Annotated in this window: 11 protein-coding genes; 5 read left to right on the top strand and 6 right to left on the bottom strand. The window is 70.1% G+C overall.

Going from position 1 to position 14,103, the window contains the following annotated elements; all coding sequences use genetic code 11:
• Nucleotides 1-474: 474 nt before the first annotated feature.
• From ACTWNK_RS14960 to ACTWNK_RS14950, 3 genes are read left to right on the top strand one after another with little or no spacing between them, the layout of a single operon-like run.
• The gene (locus tag ACTWNK_RS14960) at nucleotides 475-1,452 is read left to right on the top strand and encodes an AAA family ATPase (RefSeq protein WP_474304555.1); all 978 of its coding nucleotides are present in this window, start codon (nucleotides 475-477) and stop codon (nucleotides 1,450-1,452) included.
• The gene (locus tag ACTWNK_RS14955; protein WP_474304554.1) at nucleotides 1,449-2,711 is read left to right on the top strand and encodes a DUF58 domain-containing protein; all 1,263 of its coding nucleotides are present in this window, start codon (nucleotides 1,449-1,451) and stop codon (nucleotides 2,709-2,711) included. The genes ACTWNK_RS14960 and ACTWNK_RS14955 overlap by 4 nt, the downstream gene beginning before the upstream one ends.
• The gene (locus ACTWNK_RS14950; RefSeq protein WP_474304553.1) at nucleotides 2,708-5,113 is read left to right on the top strand and encodes a transglutaminase TgpA family protein; all 2,406 of its coding nucleotides are present in this window, start codon (nucleotides 2,708-2,710) and stop codon (nucleotides 5,111-5,113) included. Before ACTWNK_RS14955 ends, ACTWNK_RS14950 begins: the two co-directional genes overlap by 4 nt.
• 212 nt (nucleotides 5,114-5,325) lie before the next feature.
• Here the strand turns inward: ACTWNK_RS14950 and ACTWNK_RS14945 are convergent, their stop codons facing one another.
• The 3 genes from ACTWNK_RS14945 to ACTWNK_RS14935 form a co-directional block, all read right to left on the bottom strand.
• Nucleotides 5,326-5,724, bottom strand: a complete 399-nt coding sequence (locus tag ACTWNK_RS14945) for a DUF3040 domain-containing protein (protein ID WP_474304552.1) — start codon at nucleotides 5,722-5,724, stop codon at nucleotides 5,326-5,328.
• 195 nt (nucleotides 5,725-5,919) lie between these two features.
• Complete coding sequence (locus ACTWNK_RS14940; protein WP_474304551.1) at nucleotides 5,920-7,161, bottom strand: DNA polymerase IV; 1,242 nt, start codon at nucleotides 7,159-7,161, stop codon at nucleotides 5,920-5,922.
• Nucleotides 7,162-7,187: 26 nt separating this feature from the next.
• Nucleotides 7,188-7,943: a methyltransferase domain-containing protein gene (locus ACTWNK_RS14935; RefSeq protein WP_474304550.1), complete on the bottom strand. Its 756-nt coding sequence runs from the start codon at nucleotides 7,941-7,943 to the stop codon at nucleotides 7,188-7,190.
• A 187-nt stretch (nucleotides 7,944-8,130) separates the two neighbouring features.
• Here ACTWNK_RS14935 and ACTWNK_RS14930 point away from each other — a divergent pair, with 187 nt between their 5' ends.
• A complete protein-coding gene (locus tag ACTWNK_RS14930) occupies nucleotides 8,131-9,042 on the top strand; it encodes a cation diffusion facilitator family transporter (RefSeq protein WP_474304549.1) in 912 nt (303 codons plus the stop codon).
• A gap of 168 nt (nucleotides 9,043-9,210) precedes the next feature.
• On the opposite strand, the gene nusB is transcribed toward ACTWNK_RS14930, so the two are convergent.
• The 3 genes from nusB to ACTWNK_RS14915 are packed head-to-tail and all read right to left on the bottom strand — an operon-like array spanning nucleotide 9,211 to nucleotide 11,246.
• On the bottom strand, nucleotides 9,211-9,621 hold the full coding sequence (gene nusB, locus ACTWNK_RS14925) for a transcription antitermination factor NusB (RefSeq protein ID WP_474304548.1): 411 nt from the start codon (nucleotides 9,619-9,621) through the stop codon (nucleotides 9,211-9,213).
• Nucleotide 9,622: 1 nt separating this feature from the next.
• Nucleotides 9,623-10,183 (bottom strand): elongation factor P, encoded by a 561-nt coding sequence (gene efp, locus ACTWNK_RS14920; RefSeq protein WP_474304547.1) that lies wholly within the window; start codon nucleotides 10,181-10,183, stop codon nucleotides 9,623-9,625.
• Nucleotides 10,184-10,208: 25 nt separating this feature from the next.
• A complete protein-coding gene (locus tag ACTWNK_RS14915) occupies nucleotides 10,209-11,246 on the bottom strand; it encodes a M24 family metallopeptidase (RefSeq protein WP_474304546.1) in 1,038 nt (345 codons plus the stop codon).
• Between the two features lie 890 nt (nucleotides 11,247-12,136).
• On the opposite strand from ACTWNK_RS14915, the gene ACTWNK_RS14910 reads away from it, so the two are divergent.
• Nucleotides 12,137-13,972: a glycoside hydrolase family 9 protein gene (locus tag ACTWNK_RS14910; protein ID WP_474304545.1), complete on the top strand. Its 1,836-nt coding sequence runs from the start codon at nucleotides 12,137-12,139 to the stop codon at nucleotides 13,970-13,972.
• Nucleotides 13,973-14,103: the final 131 nt, after the last annotated feature.

Raw genomic sequence — 14,103 nt, 5'->3', positions numbered from 1 at the left:
GCTGGCGCACCTGCCCTCCACTGCGCACCACCATACTCCACTTCTCCCCACCGTCAACTGATTCGAACCGTCTTCACCCCATGTTTCGAGGACGTTTTCGCAGGTCAGAGCGCCGGGCTCCAGTGGAGGGCGCAGAGGCCCCCACCAACCCTCATGGGCGTGTCGAGGGTTGAAACGATCGAGGAATACGGGGTTCCCGCCCCCCATGACGGATGCGGTGGAGGAAAGTGGAGCGTTCTGCGGTCACCTGACGCGCTCTTCGTGTCACGGGATCGACACATCGGCGCGACAGGAACAGGACCAGATCAAGGAACACTGTGGCTTTAAGTCGCTCGTCTCCCGAATGTCGGGAAAAGTCGCTCTGGAACCCCCGGCATCGTAGGGTCGGTATACACAATGAAAAAGGAATGGCAAGGCCCCCGTAAACCCATCCCTTCCGCGGGCCCGCCGTCGCACTTGTCTCATGGAGGCCTGGTGGCAGTAACCCATGACGTCCCTCCCCAGCTCGACGAGCTGGTAGCCACAGCGCACCGGATTCGGGAAGCCATCGAATCGGTGATCGAGGGCAAGAGCGACGCCGTACGGCTGACCCTCACCGTCCTGCTGGCCGAAGGACACCTGCTGATCGAGGACGTGCCCGGAGTCGGCAAGACGATGCTGGCGAAGGCGCTGGCACGATCCATCGACTGCCCGGTACGGCGTGTGCAGTTCACCCCCGACCTGCTGCCGAGCGACATCACCGGAGTGAGCGCCTACAACCAGCAGACCAGGGAGTTCGAGTTCAAGCCCGGCCCGGTGTTCGCCAACATCGTGGTCGGCGACGAGATCAACAGAGCCTCGCCCAAGACACAGTCCGCCTTGCTGGAGTGCATGGAGGAGCACCAGGTCACCGTCGACGGTGTGACCTACAAGCTCGACTCCCCCTTCATGGTGATCGCGACGCAGAACCCGATCGAGATGGAGGGCACCTATCCCCTCCCCGAGGCGCAGCGCGACCGCTTCACCGCGCGCATCGCCATGGGCTACCCCGAGCCGACCGCCGAGCTGGAGATGCTCGACGTGCACGGCCAGGCCTCGCCGCTGGACAAGCTCGAACCGGTCGCCACCACCGAAGAGGTACGCGCGCTGATCGCCGCCGTGCGAGGCGTCTACGTCTCCCAGGCGGTCAAGAAGTACGCCATCGACCTGGTCGTGGCCAGCCGTCACTCCCCCGACCTGCGCCTGGGCGCCTCCCCGCGCTCGACGCTGCAGTTGGTCCGCGCGGCCAGGGCGCATGCCGCGCTGGCCGGACGCGACTACGTCATCCCGGACGACCTGCAGGAGCTGGCCGTACCCGTGCTCGCGCACCGCCTGCTGCCCAGCGTCGAGGCGCAGGGCCAGCGGCGCCAGCCCGAGCAGGTGGTGGCCGACCTCGTGCGGCGCGTGCCCGTGCCGGAGACCAGGTCGGCGTGAGGGCCGGACTCGGGGCGCTGACGTCGCGCGGCCGGTCGTTCCTGGCCTCCGGCTGCGCGGCTCTGCTGATGGCCCTCTTCCTGGGCGAGCACGACCTGCTCAGGATCGGCATCCTGATCCTGACGCTGCCGCTGCTGGCCGCGCTCGTCGTCGCGCGTACGCGCTACCGGCTGAGCTGCGCGCGCAGGCTCGACCCGCCGCGTTCGGAGGTCGGCGGCGAGGCCACGGTGACCCTGCGCCTGGAGAACGTCACCAGGCTGCCGACCGGTCTGCTGCTCATCGAGGACACCGTTCCCTACGCGCTCGGCGCCAGGCCCAGGTTCGTCCTGGACCGGGTGGAGGCGCGCGGGGTCAGGGAGATCGACTACCGGGTGCGTTCGGACCTGCGTGGCCGCTTCTCCATCGGGCCGCTGGCGGTGCGCATCACCGATCCGTTCGGGCTGGTGGAGCTGACGCGTTCGTTCACCATCAGCGACACCCTCGTGGTGACGCCCCGCGTGGTCGCCCTGCCGCACGTGCGGCTGTCGGGCGAGTGGACGGGCGGCGGCGACAGCCGTACCAGGAGTGTGGCTGCCTCGGGGGACGACGACGTGGCGCCTCGCGAGTACCGGCAGGGTGACGACCTGCGGCGGGTGCACTGGCGTTCGACCGCGCGGCACGGCGAGTTGATGGTCAGGCGCGAGGAGCAGCAGTGGCAGAGCAGAGGCGCGCTCCTGCTCGACACGCGCAAGGCCGCGCACCGGGGTGAGGGGCCGCGCTCGTCGTTCGAGGTCGCGGTCTCGGCCGCCGCCTCCATCGGCGTGCACCTGGCCAGGGGTGGGCTCGGCCTGCGGCTGGTCACCGACCAGGGCGCCGAGCACCTGACCGACGAGGGGCTGAGCTGGTCGCTGCTCGACACGCTCGCGGTCGTGCGCAACAGTCCGGCCCGCACGCTCGACCTCGGCGTCGGCGCGCTGCGCCAGGGCGGCGGCGACGGGCTGATCGTGGCCGTGCTCGGCGAGGTCGGCGAGGAGGAGGCCAGGTCGCTGGCCAGACTCAGGCACGGCGGCATCACGGGAGTGGCCGTCATGCTCGATGTCGCGGGCTGGGACGACGCCGAACGCGGCGACGGCGAGGCCTACCAGGCGGCGCAGGCGGTGCTCGCCGCGTCGGGCTGGCGCATCGTGCGGATGCCCTCGGCCACCTCGATCGCGTCGGTGTGGCAGGACGCGGGCAACCGGGGCAGATTCGTCCTCAATCCGGCGGGAGGTGGCGCGTGAGGCTCTCCCTGTCTTCGGGGCTGGCCACGTTCGCGGTGGCACTGACGCTCTATCCCCTGCTGAACGGCGGCGCCTGGTTCTGGAGCACGCTCGGCGCGGTGCTGGCGATCACCGTGGCCGGGATGGTCTCGACCAGGTTCACCCTGCCCGCGTGGGCGGCGGTGCTGGCCGGGCTCGCCACGCTCGGGCTGTATCTGACCGTGGTGTTCACCTCGGCCAAGGCGTGGGCGCTGGTGGTGCCGACCAAGTCGTCGGTGGTGGCGCTGGCCAAGCTGCTGGGCACCGGTTATGCCGACATCCAGAGATACGCCGCTCCGGTCCCGGCCAATCCGGGTATCACCCTGCTCGTCGCGGGCGGTGTCGGGCTGATCGCCGTCCTGGTCGACCTGTTCGCCGTACGGCTGCGCAGGGCGGCGCTGGCCGGGCTGCCGCTGCTGGCGCTGTTCACCGTTCCGGCCGCCGTCCTGCCCGATCCGATCACCTGGCCGGCCTTCATACTCGGGGCGCTCGGCTTCACCGGGCTGCTGCTGGCCGACGGCCGCGAGCGGGTCGGGCACTGGGGCAGGGCGGTGCTCGTGCGCCGGACGCGCAACGCGACGGCGGGCGGCCACACCAAGGCCGACATGCAGGGGCTGCGCCTGTCCGGCAAGCGCATCGGGTTCACCGCGATCGCACTGGCCGTCCTGGTGCCCGCCCTGCTGCCGACGCTGGAGCCCGCCCCGCTGTTCGGATTCGGCGTGGGCGGCAGCGGCGGCGGCAAGGGCAACTCCATCAGCATCCCGAACCCGATCGCCGATCTCCAGGGCCAGCTCATCCTGCAGGAGAACCGCTCGGTCCTGTCCTACACCAGCAGCGACGACAAGCCCAGGTACCTGCGCATCTACGCCCTCGACGTCTTCGACGGCGAGCAGTGGACGATGACGTCGCCGACGGGCAGGCCCGAGGACCGGGTCAACGAGGGACCGCTTCCCCCGGCGCCCGGTCTGGCGGCGAACACCCCGCTGACCAAGACGCAGTCGAAGGTCAAGGTCAGCGAGGACATCGCCGAGCTGAACTTCCTGCCGCTGCCCTACCCCGCCCAGCAGGTACGGGCCGAGGGCGACTGGCGTGCCGACGTCAGCTCGCTCATGGTCTTCTCCACCAGGGACGAGGCCGCGGGGCTTGAGTACGACATCGCGCTGACCGAGCCGAAGCCGACGGCCGAGATGCTGCGCAACGCGCCCGACGTCGCCCCCCAGTCGCCGGTCGGAGCCAGGTACCTGACGCTGCCCGAGGTCCCCGCCGAGATCAGGGAGCTGGCCTACGAGCAGACGTCGGGGGCGCGCAACGCCTACGAGGCCGCGATCAAGCTGCAGGAGTTCTTCACCAAGACCGGCAGGTTCACCTACAGCACCGCGACGCGGGGCCACAACAGGGCGGCCCTTCAGGACTTCCTGCTGCAGAGCAGGGCAGGGTACTGCGAGCAGTTCGCCTCCTCGATGGCGATCCTGGCCAGGATCATCGGCATTCCCGCCCGGGTGGCGATCGGCTACACCGGTGGCACCAAGACCGAGGGCGTGTGGCAGGTCCGCACGCACGACTCGCACTCCTGGCCCGAGCTGTACTTCGAGGGCGTGGGCTGGCTGGCGTTCGAGCCGACCCCGACCGGCGGTCTCGGTCAGGGCACGGCCCGGGTGCCGGACTACACGCTTCCGCAGGCCGAAGGCGGTCCGGCGGCGAGCGACGACGACCCGACCGGTATCAACCAGGAGCCCGGTCTGGCCGGTGACAGCGCCGCGGCCAGGCGCAACCCGCGTGAGCTCGACCGTGAGGGGCCGCTCGGCCTGCCCGCGGTCGTCGACGAGGGCATGCCGCTGGCCGGGCAGATCGGCATCGGGCTCGGCGCGCTGCTGCTCGTGCTGCTGGTGCCCGCCGCGCTGCGGGTGGCGAGCCGGAGCAGAAGGGTCCGGACCGTCAGGCTGGACCCGGCGCGTTCGACCGGCGAGGTGCGTTCCGAACGCGGTCATGCGCGGGTCTCGGCCGCGTGGGCCGAACTCGACGACATCCTGCTCGACCACGGCATGGCCCGTGAGCCGAGCGAGAGTCCGAGAGCGCTGGCCAGACGCCTGACCGAGCAGCACGAGTTCGGCCCCGAAGCGGCTGCGGCCATCGCCAGGATCGGCTCGGCGGTCGAGCGCACCCTGTTCGCCAGGGCGCCGGGCGAGAGCGGCTCGCTGCGCGAGGACCTGCGTGTGGTCAGGCGCGCGGTGGCCAGGACCGTCTCCAGGGGCAGGCGCCTGCGGGCCGTGCTGCTCCCGCCCTCGACGATGCAGCGCATCAGAGGACTGGGCGAACGGGTGCTCGACGGCTTCGACCGCCTGGAGAACATCAGGCTCCGCCGTACGGCGGGCGAGCGCTCCTGAGGGTGTGAAAACGTCAGTGGCCGCTCCTTCCACGGAAGGGGCGGCCATTGACGTGTGAGACGACTCGTCCCCGTGCCCGGTGCGGGCCTCGGGGACGAGGGTGGCGAGCGGTCGGGCCTCCGGCGGGAGTGCGGAGGCGCGGTCAAGGGATCAGGCGCGCCTGCGCGGATCCGGCGGGGAGCCGCGCGCGCGGTCGGAACAAGTGAGGACGGTCAGCGATCGTCGTGACGACGGCGCCAGCGCTCCTCCATGCGTTGCATGAAGCTTCCCTTGCCCGCCTTGCGACCGCCCTTGACAGGCGGCTGGCCGGGCGCGGGCGCGGATCCGGAATCCCCGAAACCGTTCATGCGCTTGAAACTCGACAGACCCCACAAACACGCGGCGAGCATGACCACGAAACCGACGACGCCGATCAGGATCTCCGGCAGCACCACGCCCACCATCAGCAGGACGATGCCGAGAGCGAAGCCGACGAGGGCTTTGATCAGACGGCGCTTGTAGTGGCTGCGCGGATCGGAGATCCGAACGGTATTGGCCCACTTCGGGTCCTCGGCGTAGAGGGCTTGCTCGATCTGTTCGAGCAAGCGCTGCTCGTGCTCAGAGAGCGGCACGGCGCCTCCCAAGGACGGCCCCAGGACGGGGTAGACGGCAACGGACGACACGGGGTGTCCGAACCTCGCGGTCGGTTATCCCCAGAATACGAGGCTGTAGACGTAGGCGAAAGGAAACGTCCAACGCAGACCAAACCGGAGGTGGCGTCATAGATCTATTCCATCAAACTCTGGCCGAAGTCGTGACATCGGGCGTCATCCCTCCATTTCATCAAGCCGGCCACGGACGAGCGACGCCGGGAGCACCGCCGAGGGTCCGAACCTCCGGATCGCCTTGTCCATCGCCTGTTCCACCTCTCGCCTGCCGCTCTCGCGCTCGCCCAGGCTGAGCTGGTGCGAGGCGCCGTCGGCCGGCCTGAGGTTCTCCAGCCTGACCCCGACAAGGCGCAATCGCACCCTGTCCAGACCGGCTGCTGAGTACAGCTCGCAGGCAGCCTTGTATATCTCCTGCGCCACATCAGTCGGCTCTCGGAGCGTCCGCGATCGCGTGATCGTCGAAAAGTCGGCACGGCGCAGCTTCACACTCACTGTTCTGCCCACATGAGCACCCGCCCGCACTCTGGAGGCGACACGTTCGGCCAGGCGCAGCAACTCACGCTTGATCACCTCGGGGTCGTCGACGTCTGTGGCGAACGTCTCCTCTGCCCCGATGCTCTTGTCCGGAACGTGCGCGGTGACAGAACGTTCGTCGCGCCCCCAGGCCAGGGCGGCCAGGTGCGCGCCCGAGGCGTTGCCGAGCTCGCGCTGCAGCGTCGCGGGCGGCACTCTGGCCAGGTCGCCGACCGTGCGGATGCCCAGGCGGACCAGGGACTGCTCGGTCCGCTCGCCCACGCCCCACAGGGCCGAGACCGGCAGTGGGTGCAGGAAGGCGACCACCTCGGTCGCGGGGATGACCAGCAGGCCGTCGGGCTTGCACTGCTTGCTGGCAAGCTTTGCCACGAATTTACTGCTCGCGACGCCGACCGAGCAGGTGATCCCGAAACGTTCCAACACCTCGGCGCGGATCTGCGCGGCGATCGCCGAGGAGGGGCCGAGCCGCATCCTGGCGCCGCCGACGTCGAGGAAGGCCTCGTCCGAGGCGATCGGCTCCACCAGAGGCGTGATCGAGTGGAAGACCTCCATCACGCCCTTGGACACCTCGGCGTACTTGCCGTGGCTCGGCGGGATGATCACCGCCTGCGGGCAGATCCGGCGCGCCCTGGTCATCGGCATCGCCGAGTGCACGCCGAAGGCCCTGGCCTCGTAGGTGGCGCTCAGCACCACACCCCTGGCCCCGGCCGCGCCCACGATGACGGGCCTGCCGCGCAGCTCCGGCCGCTCCAGCAGCTCGACACTGGCATAGAAGGCGTCCATGTCGACATGGAGGATCGGGCAGCCGCTGTCGTCGGCCCCACCCTGGTGGGCGGGTCCGACACCGGTGATCTGCTTGCGTGACACTCCCCGAGCCTATCCGAACATGAGTTCTACAGGTGGCCCACGGCATGCAGCTGGGTGGCGATGTCACGCAGCACGGGGTGCGCGGCGGCGGCCTGCTCCAGCGCCACCAGCGCCTCGGCCGCGCCCGGCTCGTCGACCAGCCTGCTGGGCACCAGGTCGGCGAAGACACGCACGCCGTGCACGTCCCCCACCCGGAACCCGGTCACGCTCAGCAACTCGGCCAGCGCCTGCGCACTGTAGCGGCGCGGCATCGGGTCACGCCCGCCCCAGCGCCCCTCGGGGTCGTCGAGCACCCGCTGCGCCTCGCCGAACTGCCCGGAGATCGCCCGGTGCAGCGCGCTCGCCACCGGATTGGCCGCCAGCACGCTCACCGCTCCGCCCTTGCGCAGCAGCTTGGCCACCGCGCCCAGCGCGCCCAGCGGGTCGTCGACGTACTCCAGCACGCTGTGGCACAGCACCAGGTCGGCCCCGTCCGGGTCGAGCAGCTCGCCCAGGTCGGCCGCGTCGCCCTGCAGCGCCCGCACGCCCACCCCGCGCTCCTTGGCCCTGCGCTCCAGCGCGGCCAGCGAGTCGGGACTGGGATCCACCACCGTCACCGCGTGCCCGAGCTCGGCCAGAGGCACGGCGAAGCCGCCCGTGCCGCCGCCCGCGTCGACGATGTCGAGCACCTGCCTGCCCGTCACGCGCTCGCGCTCGGCCAGCAGGTCCCGCAGCGCCCCCCAGACGACCGCCGTCCGCACCGCCGGTGTGCCGGCCTGCCTCGTGACGCCTTCCGCACGCACCGTGGGCTCGCCTCCTTGTTTCCGCTCCCCAGAGGGGGTTTTCGCTCCCCAGAGGGCCCCAGCCTACGCGCAACACACCCCTGCCGGTGAGCCGCACAGGCCTCGTGCCTCACCCGCGGCCCGTACGGGCGGGCCCGCCGTGAGCGCGGCCGGGGCGGCGGGCATACTGGATCACGGGGAGGTCACGGTGGGCGCGGGACACGGGCACGGGCAGGCGAGCGCGACGGCGCAGCACAGAGGCCGTATGGTGATCGTCGTGGCGATCACGTCGGTGGTGTTCGTCGTGCAGATCGTCGGCGGGATCGCGGCCAACAGCCTGGCCCTCATCTCCGACTCGCTGCACGTCGCCACCGATGTCACCGGCGTGCTGATGGCGCTCATCGCCTCGCACTTCGCCGCCAGGCCCGCCTCGCCGCAGCGCACGTTCGGCTACTACCGGCTGGAGATCCTGGCGGCGGTGTTCAACGCGGTGCTGCTGTTCGGCATCGCGATCTGGGTGTTCGCCGAGGCCTACCAGCGCTTCTTCGAGCCGCCCGAGGTCTCCAGCGGGCTGGTCCTGGTGATCGCGCTGGTCGGGCTGGTCGTCAACGCCGTGTCGATGGCTCTGCTGTACCGCGGGCAGAAGGAGTCGCTCAACGTCAGGGGCGCCTATCTGGAGGTGCTCGGCGACCTGCTCGGCTCCATCGCCGTCGTCGTCGCGGCCGTGGCCATCGGGCTGACCGGGTGGCAGGTCATCGACCCGATCGCGTCCGTCGTGGTCGCGCTGATGATCCTGCCGAGGGCCTGGCGGCTGCTCAAGGAGGCCGTCGACGTGCTGCTGGAGGCCACGCCCAAGGGCATGGACCTGTCGCGGGTACGGGAGCACATGCTGCAGAAGGAGGGCGTCGTCGACGTGCACGACCTGCACGCCTGGACGCTCACCAGCGGGCTGCCCGTGCTGACCGCCCACGTGGTCGTCGAGCGCTCCGCCCTGGCCGACGCGGGGCCGCTGCTGGACCGGCTGCACGAGTGTCTGGCCGGGCACTTCGACGTGGAGCACTCCACCATCCAGCTCGAACCCGTGGGGCATGCCGACCACGAGGGCGCCAGGCACGACTGAGCCCTGCGGGCGACGTCCGGGCGGGTGCCACGTGCGCCCGAGTGGCGTCGTGCGGCGGGGGCCGGGTGGCGACGGCGAGGAGAGCAGTGCTTGGCCTGCCGTACCTGAGGGGGTGTGGGACGGCTCCGCCGCCGGCCGCGGGGCGGACGGCGGCGGGACATCGCCCTGCTAGAGCGACAGGCTCGGCTTCAGTTGCTTGAAGCGGGCCAGCAGGCCGTTGACGAACGAGGGTGAGTCGTCCGTCGACAGCTCCGCCGCCAGGTGCACCCACTCGCTGATGACCACGCCCTCGGGCACGTCCGGCATCCACAGGAGCTCGTAGGTGCCGCCGCGCAGCAGGTTGCGGTCGACCGCGGGCATGCGGTCGAGCGTCCAGCCCTCGGCATAGGTGGTGATGAGCTCGTCGATGCGGTCGAGGTGCTTGGCCACACCCTCGACGATCGCCGCGGTGTAGTCGTTGACCGGCGGCTCCTGCCTGGTCACACGCTCGTCGAGGATGGCGAGGATGTTCTCGTCGCGCGCCTCGGCCTCGAACAGGATGTCAAGCGCCCTGCGGCGTGCTTTGCCCCGTGCGGACACCTCAGGCCCGGCCGAGGTATTCGCCGCTGCGGGTGTCGACCTTGATCTTCTCGCCCGTCGTGATGAACAGCGGGACCTTGATCTCGGCGCCGGTCTCCAGCGTGGCGGGCTTGGTGCCGCCGGTGGAGCGGTCGCCCTGCAGGCCCGGGTCGGTGTGGGAGATGGTGAGCTCGACCGCGGCGGGCAGTTCGACGTAGAGCGCGGCGCCCTCGTTGAACGCGATGACCGCGTTGGTGTTCTCCAGCATGTAGTTGGCGGCGTCGCCGACGGTCTTGGCGCTCACGTTGACCATGTCGTAGGTCTCGGTGTCCATGAAGACGAAGTCGTCGCCGTCCTTGTAGGAGTACTGCATCTCGCGCTTGTCGACGTTGGCGACGTCGACCTTCACGCCGGCGTTGAACGTCTTGTCGACGACCTTGCCGGAGAGCACGTTCTTGAGCTTGGTGCGTACGAAGGCACCGCCCTTGCCCGGCTTGACGTGCTGGAACTCCACAACGGACCAGAGCTCACCGCCGTCGAGCTTCAGCACGATGCCGTTCTTGAGGTCGTTGGTCGTCGCCACTCGTTTCTCCCGCGTGCGGCCGCTCTCAAAGGACGAGCAGCTCCTTGGTCGTCTTGGTGAGGAGCTCCGGTCCGTCCTCGCGTGTCACGAGAGTGTCCTCGATGCGGACTCCACCCTGGCCGGGAAGGTAGACCCCCGGCTCGACGGTGATCGGAACTCGATCCTCAAGTCTACCCGTGCGAGCGGGGCCGAGGAACGGCTGCTCATGGATCTCCAGGCCGACGCCGTGACCGAGTCCGTGCCTGAAGTGCTCGGCGTGCCCCGCGGCGGCGATCACCTCGCGGGCCGCCGCGTCGACGTCGGCGGCCACCGCGCCCGGCCGCAGCGCGTGCCTGCCCGCACGCTGGGCCTCGGCGACGAGGTCGTACAGGTCGCGCTGCCAGTCCGCCGCCCTGCCCAACGCCACGGTCCTGGTCATGTCGGCGTGGTAGCCCTGGTACAGCGCGCCGAAGTCGATCGTCACCAGGTCGCCCGGGCGCAGTTCGCGGCCGGTGGGCGAGTGATGCGGTACGGAGCCGTTCTCGCCCGCGGCGACGATGGACTCGAACGCCGCCTTGTCCGCGCCCAGCTCGACCATCCTGGCCTCCAGGATCCGCGCCACGTCCTTCTCGGTGACGCCCGGCCTGATGGCCCCCATGATGTCGGCGAACGCCTGGTCGCTGATCGCGCACGCCGTGCGCAGCGCCTCAAGCTCGCCCTCGTCCTTGACCACACGCAACACCTCGACCAGCGGTTCGAGCGGGACCAGCCCGTCGACGAGCCGGTTGTACAGCGCGACGGTCATGTGGTGCGCCTCGATCCCGATCCCCGGCTCGGCCAGCACCCCCGCCACGTCACTGCTCTCGACGACGTCGACACCGAGTCGCTGGGTCTTCTCGATGTAGCGCGAGTCGGTGGCCAGCGTCGCGCTGCCTGAGGCCCGGACGAGGACGGCGGCGTTGGAGCTGTCGAGCCCCGTGAGGTAGCGGACGTTCACCGGGGAGGTGACGAGCAGTGCGCCTACGTCGTGCGCGGGGAGCATGGCGGCCAGACGGGCTCGGCGATCTCCGTAATTGACGGTCATTTCGTTAATGTACGCGGGCTTCGGGGGGTGGGGGTGGGTGGGGTTTGGGGGTGGGGCTTTGGAGGTTGGGGTGGGTTGGGGTGCGGGGGTTGGGGCGCGGGGGTTGGGGTGCGGGGGTTGGGGCGCGGGGAGCTGAGGTGCGGCGGGCTGGTGAGTGAGGGGGTTGGGGTTGATGCGCTGGGTGAGAGCTCAAGGTCAAGCCCAAGCCAACCTTCTAAACCAAGCACTCCAACCCCAGCCCCCAAGCTCACGCCCAAACTCACGTCCAGCCCCACCCCATGTCTAAGCACCGCCCCGTGTCCGAGTCGCCCCCCCTCCCAACCCACAGCCAAGCCCCACCCATTCCAGGCCCCAGCCATCCCCAACCCCTATTCCCAGGCCCAGGCCCAGGCCTGAACCTCAGCCCACGCCCCCAAGCCTCAACCTGGGCCACCCCCAAGCTCTGGGCCCACGCCGACACCTCAGCCCATGCCCAACCCCAACCTCCCAACGCCAGCCCCCACCCAGGGCCACGCGCAAGCCTCGCCTCTCGCCCCAAACCTCAACCCACCCCAGGCCACGCGCAAGCCTCATCCCCCGACCCACGCCCCAAACCTCAACCCACACCCACACCCACGATCAAACCCCTCAACCCCCACCCCACCTCCGAGCCCGCCCCCGGGCCACACCCAAGCCCACAACGCAGGCCCCCCACCCACCCCGCCCGCACGCTCCCCGCCCTCACCCCCACCCCTATTGACCGCCCTCCCTCCCCCCGGCTAGCGTGCACAGGAAAGTTAGGAAAGCTTCCTAACTTTCCCTTGCATGTACGGGCTCCCGCCCCACCCCTCACAGGAGCAGCCGATGAGCCGCCAGGAGAAGCCGACGACGACGTGTGGCCGGAGCAGCCGATGAGTCGACGCAGGCTTGCCGCCGCCGCACTTGCCCTGACCGCCATCACGTTGGGAACGCCCGCCGTGGCCGAAGCGCAGAACGTCGCGGGGCTCATCCGCGTCGACCAGGTCGGCTTCACCCCGGCCGAGGTCAAGCACGCCTACCTGATGACCGAGCGCCCCGCGGCCTCGGCCGCGTTCACCGTCGTCGACCGCAAGGGCCGTACCGTGCTGCGCAGTCGCGCCGGTCGCGACCTGGGCGCCTGGAACGCCGCGTACGGGCACGTGTACGAGCTCGACCTGACCTCGGTCAGGCAGCCGGGCGGGTACCGGATCAAGTCGGGCGGTGCGACGTCGTCGGAGTTCCAGATCGGCTCGGCGGGGCTGTTCGCCGACCCGGTGTCGAAGGCGGTGACGTTCTTCGGCGGCCAGCGCGACGGCGCCGACGCCATCCGCAGGCCGAGCCACCTGAACGACCGTTCCGCGAGCGTCTACGAATGGCCGGTCTTCACCTCGCCCGACACCGACCAGATCAAGGGCGAGCTGAAGAAGATCGGCGGCCCGGTCGACGTCGAGGGCGGCTGGTTCGACGCGGGTGACTATCTCAAGTTCACCCACATCCTGGCCTACGTCGACACCCTGCTGTGGGCGGCCAGGCGCGACGGCGGCCCGTACACCGATCCGCGCCTGAAGGCCGAGGCGGCGCACGGCCTGAAGTACCTCGACAAGATGTGGGACGAGAGCACCAAGACCCTCTACATCCAGGTCGGCATCGGCGCGGGCAACGCCGAGGGGAGCTTCGTCGGCGACCACGACATCTGGCGCCTGCCCGAGACCGACGACGCCTCCGACCACCCGTACATCCGCAACCGCCCGGTCTTCCGCGCCGCGCCTCCCGGCCAGCCGATCAGCCCGAACCTGGCCGGCCGCACCGCCGCCGCCTTCGCCCTGGCCGCTCAGGTCGAGCCGGACCGTGCCAAGGCCAGGCGCCTGCTCGACCAGGCCGCCTCCATCTACGCCCTGGCCAAGACCGAGGACGTCGGCCGCCTGGTCACCTCCCTGCCCTGGGCGTTCTACCCGGAGAGCGTGTGGCGCGACGACATGGAGCTCGGCGGCGCCCAACTCGCCCTGGCCGCCCAGCGCCTCGGCGACCGCAGGGCCAACGAGTGGGTACGGCAGGCGGCGCACTGGGCGGGCCAGTACCTCGCCCACGACACCGGCGACACCTTCAACCTCTACGACGTCAGCGCCTTGGCGCACACCGACCTGTTCAGGGCGATGCGCGGCGCCAAGGTCAAGGGCCTGGCCGTCGACGAGCACGACCTGCTCGGCGACCTGAAGGCCCAGCTGGAGATCGGCGCCAAGCGCTCGGCGGCCGACCCGTTCCGGGCGGGCGCTCGCTATGACGAGTTCGACTCGGTGCCTCGTACGTTCGGCCTGGCCGCCACCTCACGGCTGTATCGGTCGGTGAGCGGCGACCGGACCTACGACACGTTCGGCACCCGCCAGCGCAACTGGGCCTTCGGCGCCAACGCGTGGGGCGTGTCGTTCATGACCGGCGTGGGCGAGAAGGCGATCACCTGCTCCCACTACCAGATCGCCAATCTGACCGGTAGGCCCGCGACCGGCGCCGTCGTCAACGGCCCCAACAGCGCCTCCCTCTTCGACGACGGCCTCGGCGGCCACTTCGACGAGATGACCAGGTGCCCGGCCGACGGCGTTGACAGGTACGAGCGTTTCACCGGTCACGGCAGCCGCTTCGTCGACGACGTCCGTTCCTGGCAGGCGTCGGAACCTGCGGACGACTTCGCGGCCATCGCCCTGTACGCGATGACATTGATGTCCAAGGAATAGCAGCCTCTTTTCCGAGTACGGTCCGCGACGCGGGCCGTACTCGGCGTTGTGCCGGGCCTCTCGCCGACAAGGACGAAATACCCGCTGCGAATGCGCCTTTGGACCGGGAGCGTCGTTCGCGACGCCGCCAC

Source organism: Nonomuraea sp. IBHARD001 (assembly GCF_056106265.1).
Note: the sequence above shows the minus strand (reverse complement) of the source record. Positions and strands in the feature narration are given on the sequence as shown.